General features: G+C 36.9%; 19 protein-coding genes and 1 pseudogene. 5 read left to right on the top strand and 15 right to left on the bottom strand.

Features of this window, described 5'->3' with window-relative positions:
* Positions 1–31 precede the first annotated feature (31 nt).
* The 7 genes from AB3I12_RS10110 to AB3I12_RS10080 all read right to left on the bottom strand — a co-directional run bounded on the left by AB3I12_RS10110 (position 32) and on the right by AB3I12_RS10080 (position 8,745).
* On the bottom strand, positions 32–901 hold the full coding sequence (locus AB3I12_RS10110; protein ID WP_053765960.1) for a phytoene/squalene synthase family protein: 870 nt from the start codon (positions 899–901) through the stop codon (positions 32–34).
* On the bottom strand, positions 888–2,378 hold the full coding sequence (locus AB3I12_RS10105; RefSeq protein ID WP_063627654.1) for an NAD(P)/FAD-dependent oxidoreductase: 1,491 nt from the start codon (positions 2,376–2,378) through the stop codon (positions 888–890). The genes AB3I12_RS10110 and AB3I12_RS10105 overlap by 14 nt, the downstream gene beginning before the upstream one ends.
* Positions 2,379–3,238: 860 nt before the next feature.
* Positions 3,239–4,201: a tRNA-dihydrouridine synthase gene (locus AB3I12_RS10100; protein WP_010720657.1), complete on the bottom strand. Its 963-nt coding sequence runs from the start codon at positions 4,199–4,201 to the stop codon at positions 3,239–3,241.
* Between the two features lie 116 nt (positions 4,202–4,317).
* Entirely contained in the window at positions 4,318–4,836 is a 519-nt protein-coding gene (locus AB3I12_RS10095) for a GNAT family N-acetyltransferase (protein WP_053765962.1), read from the bottom strand.
* Positions 4,837–5,096: 260 nt separating this feature from the next.
* Entirely contained in the window at positions 5,097–5,867 is a 771-nt protein-coding gene (locus AB3I12_RS10090; RefSeq protein WP_010720659.1) for an ABC transporter permease, read from the bottom strand.
* The gene (locus tag AB3I12_RS10085) at positions 5,860–6,795 is read right to left on the bottom strand and encodes an ABC transporter ATP-binding protein (protein WP_010720660.1); all 936 of its coding nucleotides are present in this window, start codon (positions 6,793–6,795) and stop codon (positions 5,860–5,862) included. Before AB3I12_RS10085 ends, AB3I12_RS10090 begins: the two co-directional genes overlap by 8 nt.
* Before the next feature lie 300 nt (positions 6,796–7,095).
* Positions 7,096–8,745 carry a DNA mismatch repair protein MutS gene (locus AB3I12_RS10080; protein ID WP_063627655.1) on the bottom strand — a complete coding sequence of 550 codons (1,650 nt, stop codon included), beginning with the start codon at positions 8,743–8,745 and terminating at the stop codon, positions 7,096–7,098.
* Positions 8,746–8,987: 242 nt separating this feature from the next.
* Here AB3I12_RS10080 and AB3I12_RS10075 point away from each other — a divergent pair, with 242 nt between their 5' ends.
* Positions 8,988–9,356, top strand: coding sequence for a hypothetical protein (locus tag AB3I12_RS10075; protein WP_063627656.1), 369 nt, complete (start codon positions 8,988–8,990; stop codon positions 9,354–9,356).
* A 122-nt stretch (positions 9,357–9,478) separates the two neighbouring features.
* Here AB3I12_RS10075 and AB3I12_RS10070 read toward each other — a convergent pair whose 3' ends face one another.
* Entirely contained in the window at positions 9,479–10,912 is a 1,434-nt protein-coding gene (locus tag AB3I12_RS10070; RefSeq protein WP_063627657.1) for a 6-phospho-beta-glucosidase, read from the bottom strand.
* 585 nt (positions 10,913–11,497) lie between these two features.
* Between AB3I12_RS10070 and AB3I12_RS10065 the strand changes: the two genes are divergently transcribed.
* The 4 genes and pseudogenes from AB3I12_RS10065 (at position 11,498) to AB3I12_RS10050 (ending at position 14,755) form a co-directional block, all read left to right on the top strand.
* Positions 11,498–12,382, top strand: a complete 885-nt coding sequence (locus AB3I12_RS10065; RefSeq protein ID WP_063627658.1) for an ABC transporter ATP-binding protein — start codon at positions 11,498–11,500, stop codon at positions 12,380–12,382.
* Entirely contained in the window at positions 12,379–13,131 is a 753-nt protein-coding gene (locus AB3I12_RS10060; protein WP_063627659.1) for an ABC transporter permease, read from the top strand. Before AB3I12_RS10065 ends, AB3I12_RS10060 begins: the two co-directional genes overlap by 4 nt.
* The gene (locus tag AB3I12_RS10055) at positions 13,128–14,243 is read left to right on the top strand and encodes a sensor histidine kinase (RefSeq protein WP_063627660.1); all 1,116 of its coding nucleotides are present in this window, start codon (positions 13,128–13,130) and stop codon (positions 14,241–14,243) included. The genes AB3I12_RS10060 and AB3I12_RS10055 overlap by 4 nt, the downstream gene beginning before the upstream one ends.
* Positions 14,236–14,755, top strand: a pseudogene (locus tag AB3I12_RS10050) (response regulator). The gene AB3I12_RS10055 and the pseudogene AB3I12_RS10050 overlap by 8 nt, the downstream one beginning before the upstream one ends.
* 250 nt (positions 14,756–15,005) lie before the next feature.
* Here AB3I12_RS10050 and AB3I12_RS10045 read toward each other — a convergent pair.
* Genes AB3I12_RS10045 through AB3I12_RS10015 form a run of 7 tightly spaced genes read right to left on the bottom strand, consistent with a single transcriptional unit; the run spans position 15,006 to position 21,163 of the window.
* Complete coding sequence (locus AB3I12_RS10045; RefSeq protein WP_034700170.1) at positions 15,006–15,521, bottom strand: YjbQ family protein; 516 nt, start codon at positions 15,519–15,521, stop codon at positions 15,006–15,008.
* Positions 15,518–16,213 carry a triose-phosphate isomerase gene (locus tag AB3I12_RS10040; RefSeq protein WP_034700111.1) on the bottom strand — a complete coding sequence of 232 codons (696 nt, stop codon included), beginning with the start codon at positions 16,211–16,213 and terminating at the stop codon, positions 15,518–15,520. Before AB3I12_RS10040 ends, AB3I12_RS10045 begins: the two co-directional genes overlap by 4 nt.
* Positions 16,214–16,225: 12 nt before the next feature.
* Positions 16,226–17,053, bottom strand: coding sequence for a class II fructose-bisphosphate aldolase (locus AB3I12_RS10035; RefSeq protein ID WP_063627661.1), 828 nt, complete (start codon positions 17,051–17,053; stop codon positions 16,226–16,228).
* Positions 17,054–17,079: 26 nt separating this feature from the next.
* Positions 17,080–17,364, bottom strand: a complete 285-nt coding sequence (locus AB3I12_RS10030) for a PTS sugar transporter subunit IIB (protein WP_010720673.1) — start codon at positions 17,362–17,364, stop codon at positions 17,080–17,082.
* Between the two features lie 34 nt (positions 17,365–17,398).
* Positions 17,399–18,733: a PTS galactitol transporter subunit IIC gene (locus AB3I12_RS10025; RefSeq protein WP_063627662.1), complete on the bottom strand. Its 1,335-nt coding sequence runs from the start codon at positions 18,731–18,733 to the stop codon at positions 17,399–17,401.
* Between the two features lie 23 nt (positions 18,734–18,756).
* On the bottom strand, positions 18,757–19,218 hold the full coding sequence (locus AB3I12_RS10020; RefSeq protein ID WP_063627663.1) for a PTS sugar transporter subunit IIA: 462 nt from the start codon (positions 19,216–19,218) through the stop codon (positions 18,757–18,759).
* 1 nt (position 19,219) lies between these two features.
* On the bottom strand, positions 19,220–21,163 hold the full coding sequence (locus tag AB3I12_RS10015) for a transcription antiterminator (RefSeq protein WP_063627664.1): 1,944 nt from the start codon (positions 21,161–21,163) through the stop codon (positions 19,220–19,222).
* Between the last annotated feature and the right edge of the window lie 259 nt (positions 21,164–21,422).

Raw genomic sequence — 21,422 nt, 5'->3', positions numbered from 1 at the left:
TTTATATTCGGTTCTTTAATAATCAGACGGTTCAATAGCTTTTGAGATAACTTTTGACCTCTTTTAAAAGCTGTACTTTTCGATAATGACTAACTTTATTCTTATTATCAAATAAAGAATAATGCTGTTTTCTCACGATATTTAATTGCTCACGATAAATAAACGCAGCACTGGCAAGTGCTTGACGACAATCTTCTGTAATAAGAGGAAACATTTCAAATGATTCTTCATATAAGTTTTCAGCCTGCTGAGCCAGTGATTCCCATAAAGCGACTAATTGTGTTTGGGCTTGCTTTTCTTTTAACATGGTAGTTGCCACCCCAAATCTAGTCATGTCTTCTTTTGTCAGGTAGATTCGCCCCATTTGATAATCTTCTCCAACATCTCGTAAAATATTCGTTAACTGCATCGCTTCACCTAATTTTTTAGCTGGTACAACGATGTCAGCTGGGCGCTCAGTTAAAAGCGGAAGCAACATCAAACCTACACTACCTGCAACGTAATAACAATATTCTTCAAGATCTTTTCTTGTTTCTGGTTGCTTAAAATCAGCATCTTTTCGTTGACCAGTCAGCATATCAAAAAAAGGAGCGGTTACCATGGGAAAATTGTCAAAGACCACTGATAGCGCACGCCAGACTGGATCGTTGGGAACCTTTCCCTCATTAAAATCTAGCAATTGCCGTTCTAACTGTCTCAATCCCGCTTGATTGTTGTCGCGATCAATCAAATCATCTGCACGTCGGCAAAACGCATACACGGCATAGACACTTTGAGCTTTTCGTTTAGGCAACTGTGAGAAAGCCAGGTAAAACGATTTTGAATTTTTCTTGATGATTGATTCACAATAGGCAAAATCTTTTTGGTATTCTTGAAAAGGATCATTGTTAATGGTTATCATCTCTCAACAGCTCCTCTACCGCTAATTTTGCGCTTTGCATAACAATTGGTACCCCTGCGCCAGGATGGGTACTACTCCCACAAAAATATAAATTTTCTGCTGCAGAAAATTTGTTATGCGGGCGGTAATAATTACTTTGTTTCAGTGTCGGTTTTAAGCCAAAAGTCGCTCCATTATAAGCATTGAAACGTTCAGAAAAATCTTTGGGCGTGATCAATGTTTCGGATACGATATGCTCATCGATATCCTTAAAAATCGTCTTTTCTTTGAGCAATCGGATGATTTTTTGGCGATAGGCTTGCATCGTTTGTTCCGTCCACTTCTCATATTTTGACAATTCTGGCACTGGTACTAAGACATATAAGCCTTCCTGACCCTCAGGTGCAAGCGAATCATCCATCAATGACGGTCGGTACAAATAAAAAGATGGATCATCTGGTAACTTTCCTCGTTCAAATAGATCATCAACATTTTGTTTAAAGTCTTCTGCAAAATAAATACTATGCAAGTGTTCCTCTGGGTATTTCTTGTCTAAGCCAAGATACATCAAAAAGCAAGAACATGAATATTCAAATTTAGCGATTTTTTTATTTGTATACTTTCCCCGTTTTCTTTCATCAGGAATTAATTCCTTCATCGCATAAGGAAAATCAGCGCCACATACAATAGCATCAGCCATCACTTGTTCTTTCCCGATTCGGATCCCTTTAGCAATCTTATTGTCAATTAGGATTTCATCTACTGATGTTTCGTAAACGATCTTTCCACCTAATTCTTCAAACAATCGAGCCAATGAAGTCGCTAACGTATACATTCCACCTTCAATAAAATAAACACCATAAAATAATTCGATCATTGGAATAATCGTATATAAAGAGGGTCCTTGATAAGGCGATACCCCGATATAAAGTGTTTGAAAAGCCAACGATTTACGCAAACGGTCATCCTTCACAAATTTAGAAATAGACGTATACGCATCGCTGAATGTCCGCAAGCGGATCCCTGCCCATAATGATTTAGGATTATAAAAATCCCAAAAACCACGAAATGATTTCGTGATAAAGGCTTCTTTTGCGATCGTATATCGCTGATAGATATCTGCTAAAAATGCGAAATAACCTTGTGTATCTTCTGGCGAAATGTTTTCCAACGTCTTTGTCAATTCAATTAAATCATTGGAAAACTCGATTGGTTCCTCTTTGTTGAAATACAGTTTTAACATTGGATCAACTTTTTTCATTGGAATGTAGTCATCGGGGTCTTTCCCACAAAATTCAAATACTTCCCGATAAATTTCTGGCATCATCACAATCGTTGGTCCTAAATCAAAGGTAAATCCTGCCGTTTTGATTTGATTCATTTTCCCGCCAACTTGACGATCTTTTTCGTACAGTGTGACTTCATATCCTAGCTTTTGCAACCGAACTGCGGCACTTAATCCAGCTACTCCCGCCCCAATGACAATAATTTTTTTCATGGGATCACCTACTTACCTTTTTTATCACTTGATAAATTTAATGATAACGCAAAATTTATCAAGTGATAAACTAATATGCTCAAAGAGGTTGAGACAAAAGTGTTTAGCATCAAGAAATAAGAAGGAATTTCCGAAAATTGACAAGAAACACAAAAACTAGTTTTTGATGTTGATTGTTACCTACTTGGTGCTTCTCAAATTTTTGGTAAATTTCAGCTTATTTCCGAAGATGCTACTTTTGTCTCACCGTGAACAAGAGGTCGTGAAAAGAGTGTTTTGACCTGAGCGCTCACCAAGTAAAAACTGCGACGAGTAATCGCAGGGGCATTAAGGATGGAAATCTCGAAACAGCTCCCCATGTTTTGAGATTTTTTGACTTATCGCCGAAGGTCAGCTCTTTGAACACCGTGAATCAGAGGTCGTGAAAACATCGGGTAGCTCTGATGACAATAAGAAAGAATTTTTTGAAACAGCTCCTCATGTTTTGAAAAATTCAGGCTTATTTCAAGGAGCTGATGTTTGAACACCGTTTAGCAAGAGGCTGTGAAAGAAGCGTTTAGCCCCGAGCGAATAAGAGAGGATTTTTTTAAATAGCTCCTCATATTTTAGAAAATCATCGCTTATTCTTGAGGAGTTGCTTCTTGAACGCCGTTTATTCGTTTTTAGAGATACTAGAAGAGACTGTGACAAGTTTTGTCTCATTTGCCATTCAATTTTCTCATTAAATAACTACTTTTACAAAAAAAAGCCCAATGATCACGAAAATTCATTCGGATCATTCGGCGTTTTATCTACCTCTGATTTCTTTTATAAGATTCAAAAATACAAACAGAATACAGTATTCTTGAAATTTTCATCGGTTACTCTTGATTAGAAAAAGCATTTAAAAGCGCTCTGACTTCGTCGGTCGATTTAGTATTCATTAATTGAACACGTAAGTCACTTGCGCCCGGAAATCCTTTGACATAGATTTTAAAGAAACGATGTAGCCCAGTCATTGAACGGGGGATTTCTTTGGCATATTGGTCTTGGAGATCTAATTGCAGACGTAAAAGATCAATCAATTCAGTTGCTGAATGTTCCCTTGGTTCTTTTTCAAAAGCAAAAGGATTTTTAAAGATCCCACGACCGATCATAATCCCGTCTACACCATATTTTTCAACTAATTCCAAGCCCGTTTGCCGATCAGGAATGTCGCCATTGATCGTAAGCAACGTTTGTGGCGCAAGTTGATCTCTTAATGCTACGATTTGAGGGATCAACTCCCAATGAGCATCTACTTTACTCATTTCTTTTCTCGTACGTAAATGAACAGAAAGATTGGCGATATCTTGTTTCAATAAATGACTCAACCAACCTTCCAACTCTTCTTGTTCTGTATAGCCGATTCTTGTCTTGACGCTTACAGGTAATCCTCCTGCTTTCGCTGCTTCGATCAGTTCCGCTGCAACTTCCGGACGAAGAATCAAGCCACTCCCTTTCCCACGTTCAGCAACGTTAGGAACCGGACATCCCATATTCAAATCGATCCCTTTAAAACCCATTTCTGCTAGTTCGATACTCATTTGTCTAAAAAATTCTGGTTTATCACCCCAGATATGAGCAACCATCGGCTGTTCATCTTCGGTAAATGTCAAGCGACCTCTGACACTTTCTTTACCATCAGGATGGCAGAAACTATCGGAATTTGTAAATTCTGTAAAAAACACATCGGGCGCTCCTGCCGCCTGCACAACATGTCGAAACACCACATCTGTGACATCCTCCATTGGTGCTAATATAAAAAAGGGCTTCGGTAATTCTGCCCAAAAATTTTCTTTCACTGATAACTCTCCATTTCATTGTAGTTTCGCCATGTAATACTCTTCGTTCACTATTCTAAAAAACAGAGTCATTATACTAGGAATCAACAAAAGAAGCAAAACCACTGCTTCCTTTACTAAAGCAATTTTTGATACGCCAATCGTTCATTGTCTATCTCATCGTCGACATAGACGATACCACGTAACTCAAACCCACAATGAGCCATGATACGTTGCATACTAGTATTCTTTTTGTGCGTATCAACTCTTACTTGTGCCATTCCTAAGGCCTTTGTTTCTGCTTCTGCATACTCAACGAGTCGGTAAGCCAGCTTTTGTCCGCGAAATGCATCAGCTAGTGCAATGCGATGGATTGTTGTATAGGGCGCATCAGCTTTTTCCCAACTTCCTTCAAAGATTTCTTGATAATTTTTATCAGGTGTTTTTTGTAAGGCTAATGTTCCAGCAATGATTCCATCGACTACCAAAACATAAGACCATGTTTTTTCGATATCTTGCCTGATCGTTTCTTCATTTGGATAACCATTTTGCCATTGCGGACTATCAGCGGAAGCTAATAACCGTTTTGCTTCATTAATGATTTTCATGACGGCTGGCACATCAGTTAACGTCGTTTCGCGAAATTCAATTGTCATTCCATATCCCCTTTTTATTTTTCTATACTAGATAAAACACTAAAAACTAAAGTTTAGTTATCATTTTAACATATTATATTTAGTTAATTTAAGAGTAGATCGTCTAAATTTGTATGAGGAAGTCCTTTAATCGAACAAAAAAAGTCTAGGATAAGCATCTATCCTAGACTCAACTATTTCTTGTCTATTACCAAAAATTTGATCAAATCAATCCGTTTCTGTAGAAAATAGAATAAGTTTTTTTGATCATTCCACAAACTCTAGCTTCTTAACCCTCTACCTTTATTGATTAAATACCAGCATAGTGAATAAAGCACTAAACTAAATAACACAAGAATCGTGATCGAAACCATGATGGGTACATCTGTCGTTCCAAGGAACCCATAACGAAATCCTGAAATCATGTAAACGATCGGATTAACTTTAGAAATTGCCTGCCAGATTGGTGGCAACATAGAGATCGAATAAAAGACACCACCGAGGTATGTCAATGGCTGAAGGACAAAGGTCGGCACGATCGACACATCATCATACGACTGTGCGAAAATCCCATTGATCAAACCCGCTAGTGAAAATAAAATCGATGTCATCAGCAAAGTAACAATCACGATGCCCCAAGAGAAGACATTTAGCGGAACGAAGAAGAGCGAAATCATCGTTACCAACGCCCCGACCAAGATACTACGTCCCAGTCCACCAATCACAAATCCCCAAATAATCACATGTGTGGGAACGGGCGCAACTAAAATTTCTTCAATATTTTTCTGGAATTTTTGAGAAAAAAATGAGGACGAAACATTGGAATAAGAACTAGTGATAACGGACATCATGATCAACCCTGGAACAATAAATTCCATGTAGGAAAATCCACCCATATCACCAATACGTCCGCCAATCATTTTCCCAAAGATCACAAAATAAAGTGAGGTGGTAATCACTGGTGGAACCAGTGTTTGGACCCAAATCCGCAAGTAGCGATTGGTTTCCTTGATGGCTAAACTTTTTAAAGCTGTAAAATAAAGACTAAACATTTTTTTCCTCCACATGACCATTTTCTTCCGTGATTTTCAAGAATAATTCTTCTAAGCGATTCGATTTATTTCTCATCGAAAGCACTTTTATCCCTTGTTCACTTAATTGATCAAAGATTCCGTTGACCCCTTGATCCCGTTCTACTTCAACAGCAAGGGTCCGCTCATCTTCAAACGTACTAGTGTACCCTTGTAGAACTGGCGCTTGTTCATACGGTGCTAAGTCAAAAATAAACGTTTCAAATTGTAATTTAGAAAGTAATGATTTCATACTTGTATTTTCAATCAATTCACCTGATTGGATAATCCCGATATTCCGACACAACATTTCGGCTTCTTCCAAATAATGAGTCGTTAGAATAATCGTGGTACCTTGTTCATTTAATTCTCGCAAGAACTCCCACATTTCACGTCTTAGTTCAATATCTACACCTGCAGTAGGTTCATCTAAAATCAATAGTTTCGGTTCATGCATCAATGCTCTAGCAATCATCAGTCGCCGTTTCATCCCACCAGAAAGCATGCGTGCACGAACATTTCTTTTTTCCCATAGATTGGATTGCTTAAGGTATTTTTCACTACGCTTGATTGCTTCTTGTCGTGAAACACCATAATATCCTGCTTGATTCACTACGATTTGTTGAACTGTTTCAAAAGGATTAAAATTGAATTCTTGCGGTACTAATCCGATTTGTTGTTTGGCACGAACCAAATCAGTATCCAAGTCATAACCAAACACTTTTACTTCGCCAGAAGTTTTATTCACAAGTGAAGTGATGATCCCAATTGTCGTAGATTTCCCCGCACCATTAGGACCAAGCAAGGCATAAAAATCGCCCTCTTCCACCGTTAAATCAATCCCTCGCAACGCTTCAACTCCCGTTGCGTATACTTTTTTTAAATTCTTTATTTCAAGAGCCTGTGTCATTTTTTTAACGATCTCCTTTTTTCCATCTGATTCTCTATTGTAACATGGAATGATTGAAAGAAAATGAATAAAGTTTTCAAAATAAAATAGAATTTTATGTATTCGAGCATCCAATATAAAATCAATCATTCATCTTCTTTCGATCAGTTGTTCTACTAAAATAAATCGAATCCTTTTATCCATGTCCAAAAAGGAAGAAAGCATGATTTCTCCATCAGGAAAAGGCACGCTTTCTTCCTTTTTTGATATAAATGAGTTTGCGACAAACCATTCAAGCCTGACATATTAAGTCCGTACGTTTTAGTCAAAAATCTCCCATTTTCGATGTTGATCAAAAAATGTTGCTGCTTCTTTTGCATCCGCAACTAGTTTTTCCGGATAATTTAAGACTTTCAATAATGCAATCGCATTTCTGGTTTTTGCTGGACCTTGCTTTAATTTAAAATCAAAACTGATTCCTTTTTCTGCTGTGACCTGTTCCTCAAAATGGACATTCTCACATTCATTTTTCAAGATCTCAGTCAATTCAATATCGTGAGTTGCCACAAAAGCTAGTGAAGGGTAATCTGCCAACCATCTTACTACTGCTGCAGAAGAAGCAATCCGTTCGATCGTATTGGTTCCCTTTAAAATCTCATCCACAAAACAATAACATCTTTCCCCTTTTTCCACTTGATCTAGTAGACGTTTAATCGATTTGATTTCTGAAACAAAATAACTATCTCCTGCAAACAAGTCATCTTCGATCGCCATAGAAGTCAGTACGTGACCGTGCTGCAAGGTAAATTTTTCTGCGAGGGCTGTTTGGATCGTCTGTGCTAAGATACAATTGATCGCAATACTTTTCACATAAGTAGATTTACCTGAAGCATTCGAGCCCGTCACTAAAATGTTCTGGTTCCAATCTACTGGGTTCACTACCGCTTCCTTCAAGAGAGGATGATAGAGATCTTCTGCCTCTACGCCATTGTCCGTAAATTCTGGCTGACAGGTAATGGGCATGTAAGTACGATAGTTGAGAACCGCAGCCGCTACTTCCATTTCTCCCAATAATTCCCAAACCTTCATTGCTTCTTTCGTTTTTTTCTCTAACCTGCTAATAACAAAGTGATAAGAAATAAACGGCAACATGAACATCATATTGACATAATCAAATAAAATTTCTGCTTCCGACCCACTCTTAACTCGAAAAGAAAAACCAAATTTAGGAATATCTTTTAACGGTTTAACATTTTGCCGTAATTCATCTTGAACCGGTGTAGCAATCTTTGCTACTTGATTCGCTGTTGAGATCGTTGAGACTAGGTAACCCATACTATTAATCTCAGTTTCTAATGTCTGTTTCTTGACTTGATAATAAAGTGTGTTAAAAATCAAACTACCAATCGCTAGATAGATACCTAAGACTTGTCCAAATAATAATAAAATTAAACCAATGATCGGTAAGAGACCTAAAAAAGTATAAAAGCCGACATGTCCGATCTGTTTACTTTGGCCATCCGCTAAATATTGCTTCGTAAAATTACCATCTTTTTTCCCTAGTCGTGCAAATTGATATTGGATTTTTTCTCTTGTTTGAGGGTTTTCTTGGTAAAAAGCAATTAACTTTTCTAATCGTTGATCTTCCCCAAAGTTAAAGCTCCTCAGCCGTTGATATAAAGCTTCCGAACCAATACTAGAGTATGTCAGGTTGATGCCTTCAAAAACTTCAAACATATCCAAATCGTACCACGTCAAGTCATCCACTTCACTTGACCATGAACGAAATTCTTTTTCTGTGAGCCACGCTTCCTTTAAACTTTTTTCTTTATCAAATCGAGGTTGATAAGGCACTCTTCCCCATTTCTGATGGACACTTTCTTTTAATTTTCGACGCGCATTGAAATCTAGAGCAATGAGCAAAACGATCACGCCACAAATCAATAGCACAATAAATGTTTTTTGATCCATACATTTTTCTCCTATTCTGTTTTCCATTGGATAAAGTATAGCATTGTTTGACCCCTTTTATGAGCTGAATAATGAAAGTTCAACATAAAATAGCTGTTTATTCATATTTATTCACTATGTAGCTATGTGAAATGAAATTAAAAGAAAAAGCACACTTATTTCCACCAACTTAAAATAGCGCTTACAAAACAATTGTCGTATACTAGAGATAACAAATAGGTGAAACGAAAGGAAGAAAACAAATGGCTACTACTTCGATGAACAATCCTCAAAAACATGCGGAACAAAAAATGAAAACTATTGTCATTTTTGATCTGTCTTTTAATTTTATTTCTACCAATGGTAGTTTGCAAACCCAGTTCTTAGAAATGAAATTAGCGAAGTTTTTAAGAGAAAAAAATCAACCTTGGGCTCTTAAAATATATGAAGCAAGTCAGATAGACGAACACGCCTCGGAAGCAGATATTATTTTACTAACCCCAACGTTTGCCTATGCCAAAGAAGAAATTGAAAAGAAATTCCCTCAGATACCAGTGATAGCTATTTCTAAAGCAGAGTACGGAACAATGGATCTGGATCACTTATGGGAAAAAATAAAAACGGTTCTATAAATAAGGTTGGTCAACTTGCATAAACTTTTTACTCTCTTTCAATTTAATACAAATAAATAGTAAATCAGCTGATTTGAAAACAACCAGCTGATTTTTTGTGGTCTATTTAAATGTTTGCTCGTCTAAAGCTCTGTTCCATTAGAGGTTGTTACCCGCTTATACCAATCATAGGAGTCTTTTTTATACCTTTCTAGCGTACCAGAACCATCATTGTTCCGATCAACATAGATAAAACCGTAACGCTTTTTCATCTCCCCTGTTGTAAATGACACGCAATCAATACAACCCCACGGCGTGTAACCCAAAAGCACGACACCATCTTCATTGATCGCCTTTTCCATCTCTTGGATATGACTACGTAAATATTCGATACGGTAAGGATCATGAATCGTGTGATCCGCCTCCAGAACATCAATGGCACCAAACCCATTTTCAACAATAAATAATGGGAGTTCATAACGCTCATAAAAAGCATTCAATGAATAACGGAGACCTTCTGGATCGATCGCCCACCCCCAGTCAGATTCCTTAATAAATGGATTCGTTACGGAGTTCGTACTTCCACCACTAACATTCGTTGAAACATCTTGATGGACTTGCGAATCGACCGTATTACTCATGTAGTATGAAAAACCGATATAATCCACTGTACCTTCAGCGAGTGCTTGTCGATCTGCTTCTGTTATATCGATCTGGTACCCTTTACGCTCAAACATTTTAAGGGCATAATTTGGATAGTGTCCACGAACTTGTACATCACAGAAAAACCAACGATCATGCATCATCTGTTGCGCTAAGATTTGATCCGCTGGTCGAGAAGAAAATGGATAAATAGGCACCATCGCAATCATATTCCCAATCTCGAAATCTGGATTGATTGATTTTCCTAGTTTAACCGCCTTAGCAGAAGCAACTAACGTATGATGGCCACAAATGTACATCGCCTCCTCTGGATTTTCATAATCGCCAAAATGAACACCTGAGTTGGTCCAACCAAAAATATCATTTGAATAGTTCATTTGGTTGTTGATCTCGTTGAATGTCATCCAGTATTTCACCTTATTTTGATAGCGCTTAAATACCACTTCTGCAAACTTAAGAAAGAAATCGATCGTTTGACGATTCATAAATCCACCATATTCTTTGGCAATATGATAGGGCATTTCAAAATGGGACAATGTAATAACCGGTTCAATCCCATATTTCAACAGCTCGTCAAAGACATCGTCATAAAATTGAAGACCTTCTTCATTAGGTTCCAGCTCATCTCCATTTGGAAAAATACGTGACCAAGCAATCGATGTACGAAAACATTTGAACCCAAGATCAGCAAACAGTGCAATATCTTCTTTATAGCGATGGTAAAAATCAATCCCTACATGATTGGGATAATAATTACCTTCCACAACTCCATCCGTGATCACTCGAGGTACACCATGTGAGCCAGCTGTCATCACGTCAGCCACCGAAAGCCCTTTTGACGTTCCAATTACACCACCTTCAAATTGATGGGCTGCTAATGCACCGCCCCATAAAAAATTCTCTGGAAAAGCCATCCTATCCGCTCCTTTTTCATCTCAAATTTATTTCAATTGCTTTAGTAAACGAAGTTAGAACACCACCAAATGCACACTTGTCAGGAAAAACTTTAGTGACAAGCGCATCAGGTATCGTTTTCCAATCAATGATATCAACGAAAGTATACTCCAAGCATCTAAGTATCTTTCTTGAATCAAAAATACAAACGCTTTCAATTGGTTGTAAGAGGAAAATGAATGAAACATGTTCGTCATTTATTATACCGTAGAACGTCTGATAAAAGTAATTTACGTGCCCCATGAATCACAAACTTCCAAAAAAAATCAGTTGGTTGCCAAGTAACAAAAGTCCTCCCCCACATCAAAATTAGCGAAATTTAATAGTAGATATAAGTGAAAAGAGTTTCCATAATGAACAATCAACAAGGTAGTTTAGCTTTTCTCCACTTCTTTAATTAATAATAACAACTTTTTGACTATTCAGTCAGCAGTCTACATTTCTGTGTTCTTTAGACATGACAATTGTCATGTCCAACTGATGACATCTATGACTGTTTTACAACTCAAAAAATAGCTAAGATAACATCAGCAGGAGGAAAGAATATGAATCCAACAATCGATGTACAAAACTTATCGAAGGTGTATAACAGGACAACCGTTTTAGATAATATCTCATTTCAGATTGCACCCGGAGAGACTGTCGCACTATTAGGAGAAAATGGTGCAGGGAAATCCACTCTGATCAATCTACTTAACCAATTGATTCAACCAAATTCAGGGACTACCTATGTGATGGGAACCCAAGATATCAGGAAAGTCCGTGACAAAGTCGGTGTAATGTTGCAACAAAACTTATCACTCGAACGAGTCACCGTCAAAGAGTGTTTAAATCTTGCTCGTAGTTACTATCACAACCCATTATCTTATGAAGCCTTGATTCGCTTAGCCAACTTAAAAGAAAAAGAGAAGTGTTACTTAGATCAATTGTCTGGCGGACAAAAACGTCGGTTGACTTTTGCAACCACCATGGCAGGAAACCCTCAACTAATTTTTTTAGATGAGCCGACTGCTGGAATGGATAGTAATAGTCGACAATCATTCTGGGAAAGTATTGACCGTTTGAAGCAAAATGGAAAGACTTTTTTTATCACTAACCATTATCTGGAGGAACTGGATCAGATTGCAGATCGAATCCTTATTTTAAAAGATACTAGGTTAGTATACGATGGTACCTTGAAATCATTGCGGAAAAAAAGTGGTCATATAACCATCCAATTTACCACTCCATTACCAAAAGAAACATTCACATCCATTTCAGCTGTTAAAGAATGTTTAAAAACTAATCAGCATATTCAATTAATAACTGATGAGCCAAACGTAGTGATGGAAGCTTTAATTCCTTATCTTAATCAATTAGACGAATTAGCCATTCAGCAAAATTCGTTGGCTTCTTTATTTCAAAAAGTAATTGGAGGTAGCGGTAAATGAAAAAATTCTTGTTTCAAGTTCAAATCAACTATAAACGCATCGTATTCCGTAACTTGCGCTTCCTCTTATTCAGTATCGCCATGCCAACAGGCTTTTACCTTATATTTACTCAGGTAATAACACAACCAGTAGCTTCGAAAACATGGAATATCGCTTATATGATTAGTATGATTGTGTATAGCTCATTGATTAGTTCTGTTATGACAGTCGCACATACTCTGTTAGAAGATCATACTAGAAAGTTCGATTTATTTGTAGCACTACGTCCAGGTTCAAAATCACAATATTATCTATCGATGTTAATCGTCTTTCTATCGTTAAATATACTTTCGGTTTTGGCACTAATAATGACTGGAATTTTAGTAAATCAGCTAACAATTAATTGGTTTCATTTAATAGGTCTTTTATTCCTCGTTCCATTGTTATCATTCCCACTTATATTGATTGGAATGATCATCTCTCTATTAGGTTCAGATAACGTAGTAAATTTGCTTAGCAATCTCATCGTTTTTCCCATGGCAATTTTAAGCGGACTATGGTGGCCACTTAGCATAATGCCCCCATGGGTACAAAAGGTTGGACACTGGCTACCAACTTATCAAACAGCTGTAATTTTAAGAAGATTTATCAATTATCAACGTTTTAATTTTGTTAGTTTTGGGGTACTCTTAGTTTGGACGATCATTTTATTCGTACTGTTCAAAGTAGTCGTCTTTTTTCAAAGTAAAAGTGAGGTTTCTACCATATGAGTTTTTTCGAAAAGCACATATTTTTCCCAAAACGATTCGGCATTGCACCTTATTTCTGGTTAGTATTTTTAATACCGACGATCTATTCATTGTTCCCCCTTACTTCTTGGTTTGACTGGTTATTTATATTACTTTTAGTTATTTTTTTAAAAGCTTACCGAGATGGCTATGAAGTTCATAAATTTTTAACATGGGACGTTTTCCTTCAATTATTGATTGCCTGCTTATTTGGTATCTTTCAAAAAAATGGATATCTCTTTATTTTCGTTGCCTGGGAGATTGGCTCCCTGCCAGTAACCAAACGTTTATTCTATCATTATTTGTCTGGTTATTATGTAAGCGTCATGATTAGTCTTGGCGCTATGTTGTGGACCACTCGTTTCACCCATTCATCCAGTTACATTAATGTAGGTATCACTATCATAGCTGCTATTATTACACCACTAGCAGCTAAGTCGGTAGGGGAATCTTATCGGCGGATCTATCGCCTCAACCAACAAAATAAACGTTTAGAAGCAGTTGTGCGCCAAAATGAACGAGATCGTATTGCTCGTGATCTCCATGATCATTTAGGCCAAGCGTTTTCCATCATTTCATTAAAGGCTGAATTAGCGGAGAAATTAATAGCAATTGATTCACGCCAAGCAACCAATGAATTACATGATATTGCTAAGACTTCCCGAAAAAACTTATCATTAGTTCGCGGGATCGTTTCAGATTTACAAGAACGAACAATTGCCCAAACGATGCTAGAAGAAGAAAAAAATTTAGTCGTTACCAATATTCAGCTTCATTCTGGAGGAGAGGAACTAGCCGAAAAATGGCCGACGAACATTCAACATACAGTATCAGCCGTTATTAAAGAAGCCGTCACAAATATGATTCGTCACAGCAAAGCTAGTATTGCGATGATTGATTTTACCGAGAATATAGACACCTATTTTATTACCATTCAAGATAATGGACAAGGATTCACTCAACTAAAATCAACCGGCTATGGAATCAGCGGAATGAAAGAACGGATTCAAACTGAAAAAGGACAGTTGACGATCACTGGAACACAAGGAGTAAAGATTGTCATTTCGTTGCCTAAGGAGAATGAGCATGATTAAATTGTATTTGGCAGAGGATCAACAATTATTGAACACTGCATTAACGATGATTTTGAATCTTGAAACAGATTTTGAAGTTATTGGTTCTGCAACAGATGGTGATACGGCATTATCTGACATCATCAAATTGAAACCAAATATCGTTTTATTAGACATTGAAATGCCTAAGTTGACTGGCTTGGAAATTGCTAAGCAGCTTCGTTTATTAAAACAGGATGTGAGAATTATGGTTCTGACTACCTTTGCGCAAGAACACTATTTTCAGCAAGCTTTACAGAACAATGTCAACGGTTATATGCTAAAAGATAGTCCCAGTGAAGAACTTATTCGTTCGATTCGCTCAATCATGGCGGGTGATACGATTTTTTCACCTGAATTGGTTATTCAATCATTCATTACTCAAAAAAAACCTTTAACCCCAAGAGAGCTTGAAATTTTAACGTTGTTAAAAACCGGCATCACGTTCACGAATTGAAGCGATAAATTTTGCAATAAAGCAAGGATGGATTTAAATAACAATAAATTAAGATCACTGAGAAGAACGCCTTAAGCAAGGTCTTCCCAATGATCTTATTTACCGATCAGATAACTGACTATACTTTTTCTAAACTAAATAGTTTTTGTTTCCCTATAGTATTCTCTATGATGAATTTTAGTAGTTTAACCAAAAAAACGGAATGAACTAACTATTATCTTTCGTATTAATTTTTATAGGTGTGATCATTCAATTAGTTTCCCAAATGTTTGTTTCTTATTACTTTTCTATTCACCCATCACTAAAATATGGCATTTTCGATTTCTAACACGGTTTTGATCAAAATCAATGAAATAAATCGAGCCGACAGCTCCTGTCATTAATGTTTCCTCTTTGACAATGAAATTTTCACTTGCTCCGAAGAATGATGCTCGGATATGTGCATCTCCATTTAAAATCGTTCCAGCATCACCAGCATAATCTGGATCATCTAAGGAAAGCAAGAAATCAAGATGCTTCGGACCAGGATAACGATAATCGGTATTTTCCGTTAATTCTCGAGGAATGATCCGATCAAGAATCCGATTTAAATCAACCTGCAAAAATTCGTCCCCATTAAAATCCAAATCGTGCATGAATTCTTCAAAAATAACTGAACAAGTAGTATGTGGCGACTGAACAAGACAAATACCATTTTTTATCCCACTTTTTGCCACAATTTCTTTTACTTGTTCGGTAATATTATGATACGTCACTCGTTGACCATTTGAAGTCAAAACAAGTTGCTCAGTATAAGTTATCATTTTGTCGATTGCTCCTTTTTCCATTTACTTACTTCTTCAATCATCGCTTTCAATGTGTCCACAGGATCTTTGGCACAAACAATCCCGCTGGTTCCACCCGTTGCATCAGCCCCCGAATCAAGTGCTTTGCGAACATCTGCTACCGTTGAAATCCCTGCTGCCTGCAGAACAAAAATTTCAGGATCCATCTTGCGTACAGCTTCATTGGTTTGAATCATATAAGAAATGTCACTTGCTTGACCTGTACCTATTAATTCCGTAGGCTCACAAACCATCACATCTGGTTTCAAGGAAGCTACGAGCTTCGCCTCTTCTAAAGAATTTGCACAAACAATAGTCAATAGACCAAGTTCCTTTGCTCGCTTGACGGCATCGCACAGCTCACTAACCGATAAAGGACGTTCTGCGTGATTAAGGAAGGTCGCTTCTGCTCCAGCCGCTACAACGCCTTCAGGTAAAACGTGTCCCATCCCTCTACCAGGGACTATCCCATCGATATGTTGAACACTCACAATCAACTGCGTTGTCTGTTCTTTAATTAGCCGAACATCAACATGTTGACAAGTAAAAATGATATCGATGTCGTATGCTGCAGCTAATTGATCCGCTGTTTTTGCTAGTTCCAATGCCTGTTCACCATACAAATAAGATTTAGGATTAACCACAAAAAATGGTTTTCTTACTGTTCTCATGAGAACCCTCCTCTATTTTGTTGCAAATACTTTGTAATAATGCGCTAACGTATCCGCAATCGCTTGGTTCGCTAATCGTTTAAGTGTAAAATAATCCTCTGGTTTTTCTTCGTTAATTACATCCATTGCTGTTGTGATAAAATCAGTAAAGATATTAATTTTATTGATCCCTGAAACAGCACATTTGTGGAGATTTTCATCACCAGATGATGAACCACCATGCAACACTAATGGAATTGAAACTTCATTTTTAATTTCTTCCAACCGCTCAAAGCTGATTTTCGGTGTTCCTTTGTATTGCCCATGAGCCGTACCTATCGAAACTGCCAATGAATCGACGCCGGTTTCTTTCGCAAAACGTGCTGCTTCCTCCACTTCGGTATAAATGGTGTCCGTGGTTTCCTTAAATTCATAACTATTTCCCGTTCCCACGTGTCCAATCTCAGCCTCTACCACAACGCCTCTTTCATGAGCATATTCCGTAATTGCTTTTGAACGACGAATATTTGTTTCAATCTCATCCTGCGAAGCATCTATCATCACAGAAGTGAACCCAAGCTCGATTGCTTGCTTGATGATTTCCTCATCTTGTCCATGATCCAAATGAAGTGCTACTGGAACACTTGCTTTTTTGGCTAAATATGTTGCAATTAACGCTGCCTCTTCAAGAGGACATTCTTCAATATGCGCTTGTGCAAAGGCTAAAATTAATGGCTTTTGCATTTTTTCTGCAACCTCTACAAAGGTTCTTGCAGAATCTAAATCAAAAAAGTTCGCTGCCGGAATCGCATAGTTTTCTTTTTGCGCTTTTTCAAACATCTCTTTCGTTGTAACTAACATTTGATTACCTTCTTTTCAAGTATTTTTTAGGCTTTAATCTTCGCTTCAATTTCGTCAAACAACCCATCAATGCCAATTCCGGTTAATAAAGGAAGCCCCATAATTACTTTATCTTTAATGTTGTCAGGAACCACGGTCGTACTGACCACAATATCGTAGTCATCAATTTTGCCAATCTCATCAGCAACTTTTGATTGATATAGTTTCACTTCATTTTCGAGTCCTTTTGATTTCAACCATTCTTTTACTTTTCCTGTTACCACTGTTGAAGTAGCCACACCTGTTCCACACATAATTAATAATTTTTTCATCTGTCATCTCTCCTATTTTGTATTAAGCTTCAGTTTATTTAGCTGCTCTTTTAGGTAAAATGCGATTCACGTAGAATAGTAAACCTGTAATAATCAGACCAATTCCGACTAGGGCAAAGTAACCAAATAGTTTTGCACCACCCACGTATAGAAGTGTTGTCCACAGTCCACCTTCTGCCATCGCAGTTACTGATGAATGTCCTTGTAAATCAAAGTTTGCCGCTTGTGCTGCTTTTGTTAAAAATGGTGCCACCCATGAAGTGATGTATAAAATGGTGACCATGTAGATCGTCCCACCTAAGATTGTTCGAATAATGTTTCCACCAAAGACAGCTGCCATCAAACAAACTAAGAATGGAATAGTTGCCAAATCACCGAAAGGCAAGGTTGTGTTACCTGGTAAAATCACTGCTAATAAAATCGTGATTGGGACTAAGATTAACGAAGAAGACAATACAGCTGGGTGTCCTACTGACAATGCGGCATCCATTCCGATATATAATTCTCTTCCTGGGAAACGTTTTTGAACAAATGAATTTGCTGATTCTGAAATAGGCGTTAAGCCTTCCATTAAAAGTGCCACCATTTTAGGCATTAAGACCATTACAGCACCAGTTTTCACCGCTAATTGTCCAATTCCCGCAACATCATAGCCAGCTAAAATCCCCATAACCAAACCAATTAAAAAGCCCATGACTGTTGAATCACCAAAGATGCCAAACCGTTTTTGAATCGTTTCTGGATCTGCATGCCAATCTTTCAATCCTGGAATCCTATCGAATAACCAATTTAAAGGTAAGGCAAAAACAAACCCGGGTGCTGCTGTTCCGTGTGGGAAGGTAATATTTGGAAATCCATAGAATTTATTGATGATTGGTCCTAAAATATCGCCAAACAATAAAATCATCATTGTATAAATAACCGTTGCCAACATGCCCATTGCAAAGTCATTCGTTACTGCGTAGACAAGTGAAGCAACAAATGCTGCATGCCAGATATTCCAAATATCAACATTCAGTGTTTTTGTTAAGCCAACAATAATTAATAACACATTGACTACGATAGCTACTGGAATCGCCAAACTACCTAAAACGGTTCCATAAGAAATCGCAGCTGCTGCCGGCCAACCAACGTCAATGGTTGTTAAGTTTAGTCCAAAACGTTCAACCATCGCTTGTGCTGCTGGTCCTAAGCTATTGGTCAATAAATCGATAACTAAATTCAACCCGACAAATCCAACACCAACCGTTAATGCTGAAATAAAAGCCTTACTCGGTTTCGTTCCTAAAATCAAACCAAAAACAAAAATTAAGATTGGCAATACAACGATTGATCCGAGATCAACAAATTTTTGTAATAAATCTAACATAATGCTCCCCCTCAAAATGGTTATTAAACGAATCCTTCTTTTTCAATAATGTGATAATACTCCTCAGTATTATTTACAGCTCGAAGCTTTTGAACCACCTCTTTTTTTTGAAACATCGTAATTAACTTCTGTAACATTTCTAACTGTGCATGTGGTTCTTTCAACGCTAACATGAAGATCAAGCTGACTGAAATTTCCTTATCTGCAGTTCCCATTTCATAAAAAGTTACTGGTGTTTTCAATGACATAAATGCAATTTGAGAATCATTCACGTGTTCTGCATCCGTATGTGGTATAGCAATCCCAACATCATTGATTAATAAGCCAGTAGGAAACACTTCTTCTCTTTTCAGTACATTCTCTGCAAACGAATCCTTCACTAAACCTGTTTGATATAGACAAGTTGCAATAATTGATAAAGCTTCCTTCTGACTCTTTACCTCAGATTGAAATAATGCAATTTTCTTTCCAAAATAACTCGTCATCTTACTTCCTCTTTCCTATAATTTCGTTAATAATCTCATTCCTTGTTTCTTTACTTGCAATACTTTTTATTCTCTCAGGTGAGACAAAGACATCATAAAGTAATGCAATCATATTTTTCACTTGAATCATGTCTTCTTCTGCAATCGCTAAGAATAAAACAACCCTTACATCCACATCTCCCCAAGTAATTTTGTTTTTTAGAGTGATAATAGAAATTTTTGTTTTGACTACATATTTAGGATTTGCATGTGGGATGGCTACGCCTGATGAAAGTCCGGTAGCTCCTAGTTTTTCTCTTTGAAGTACAACCTCAAGAAAATTATCCTTTACTAATTGTTCTTCTTTATATTTCTCAGTGATGAAAGAAAGTACAGATTCTCTACTATCAAAATCTTGATTCAAGAACATCCAACCATCCTTCAAATATTTCTTTAAAATCGTTTTATCCGGCGCAATAGATGGTAAAAATGTATTGTCTTGTTGATTCAAGGTAAGAAGATGACGATTAATCAATGCAATTTCTTCTTTCGTTGGTAATGGTCGAACATAAATAATCGGCGTTTGATACTCATTTTCCAATTTGACTGTTGAAATAATCAAATCGACACTATCTAAGTTGTAATCCTGCAACTTTTGAACATCAATCACTTCATAGACTACGGTGCTAGGAGAACTATGACGAATACGCTGAAATAATAATTGCGAAGTTCCCAACCCAGTTGGACAAATAAGAAAAACATGCTTCGTATTCACAATTTTTTCAAAAGCTAACTGAAAATGAATAGTCAAAAAAGTAATTTCATCATCCGTTACTCTGATCCCCATTGCTTTTTCCAATTTTGGAATACAGTAAGTTGTTAGCGTATACATTGTGCTGTATTGCCGAATGATATCCTCTTTTAAAGGATTTTTAATGGTAATCCCCATTTGCAACCGATAAACCATTGGCTCAATATGGGCAAATAGAGATTGAAGCAGCTGACTATCTTGCTCCAAATCCTTCTCAACCAGTGTCGACATATCTTGAATAAATTGTTTGGTGGTCTCCATGATTTGTTGACTATGGGTTGCCAGATTCACAAACGGTCTCACTCCATGTCCCATAAACAACGAACAAATAAAGTAAAGATCATTTATCGTAAAGGAACAATTCAATTCATCTTTGACCCCATTTGAAAAATCTAGTGCCACCATATATAATTCCATTTTCTTTATTTCGACAAACAAAGGATTTTTATTTGTTTGTGAATGGTAGCCATGCTTTACTCGACCAATCAAAGTTAACAACGAAAGTTTGAGTGAATGGACAATATAATTTGTTGGCTGCTGCTTAGACTGTTGGTAAAAATTCTTTACAAAATCATCCACAAACTTAACCATCGCTTGATCAAAAACAAAGTGATATTGACATTTTTCATTCCCTACACCGATGTTTTTTTCAAAATAATTGACAAATGTCCGCTGGATCAACTCTTCAGGTGTTTTTTGTGTGTCTATTACATGATTTGAAGTAATCGTAATCCCAGCTAACCGACAATATTTGATGATTTCCTCATAGTCCTTACGCAAAGTTGCAATACTGACAAAAAACTTTTTTTCAAAATACTCATATCTTTTTTTATCCGTTTTAAAAATTAGATTGGCGAATAAGTACACTCTACGATAATTTGAACTATACTTTACCTCTGTTGACATAGCTTCTTTACTAGTGATAAATATTTTGGCATCATTTTTTTTAGTTGACGTTCCAATTAAGTAAATCCCAATGCGCGGTTTTTTTTCAATTTTTAACTCAAAACGATTCAAGAACTGTCCAAGCTTCTGAATATCTTGATAAATTGTTTTATTCGAAACATTGAGTTTTTCACTAAAGAAACTTGCTGGTTGAAAATTCTCCTCCTCTAAAAGTAATTCAATTAACTGACTCTCGCGCTTTGATAACATCCATCATCACCTCAGAAAACGTTTTCCTTGTCTATATCATAGAGTTTTTCTCACTAAAGATAAATACGTAATCTGTTCCACATTAAAGTGGAACAGATTATTATGACCCTATGCTTTTTGATGTCAGTAAAACTCACGACAATTTTTTTAAGATTTAAAATGAAAAAAGACACTCTCCAAAATTTGGAAAGTGCCTAAAACATTGATATAATAGTATTCTTAACATTTTGAGAACTGTGAAGCTTTACGAGCTTTCTTA

The organism is Enterococcus sp. C65 (genome assembly GCF_040887165.1).
Classification (GTDB): Bacteria; Bacillota; Bacilli; order Lactobacillales; family Enterococcaceae; genus Enterococcus_B; species Enterococcus_B hirae.
This window is presented reverse-complemented; position numbering and strand designations above follow the sequence as displayed.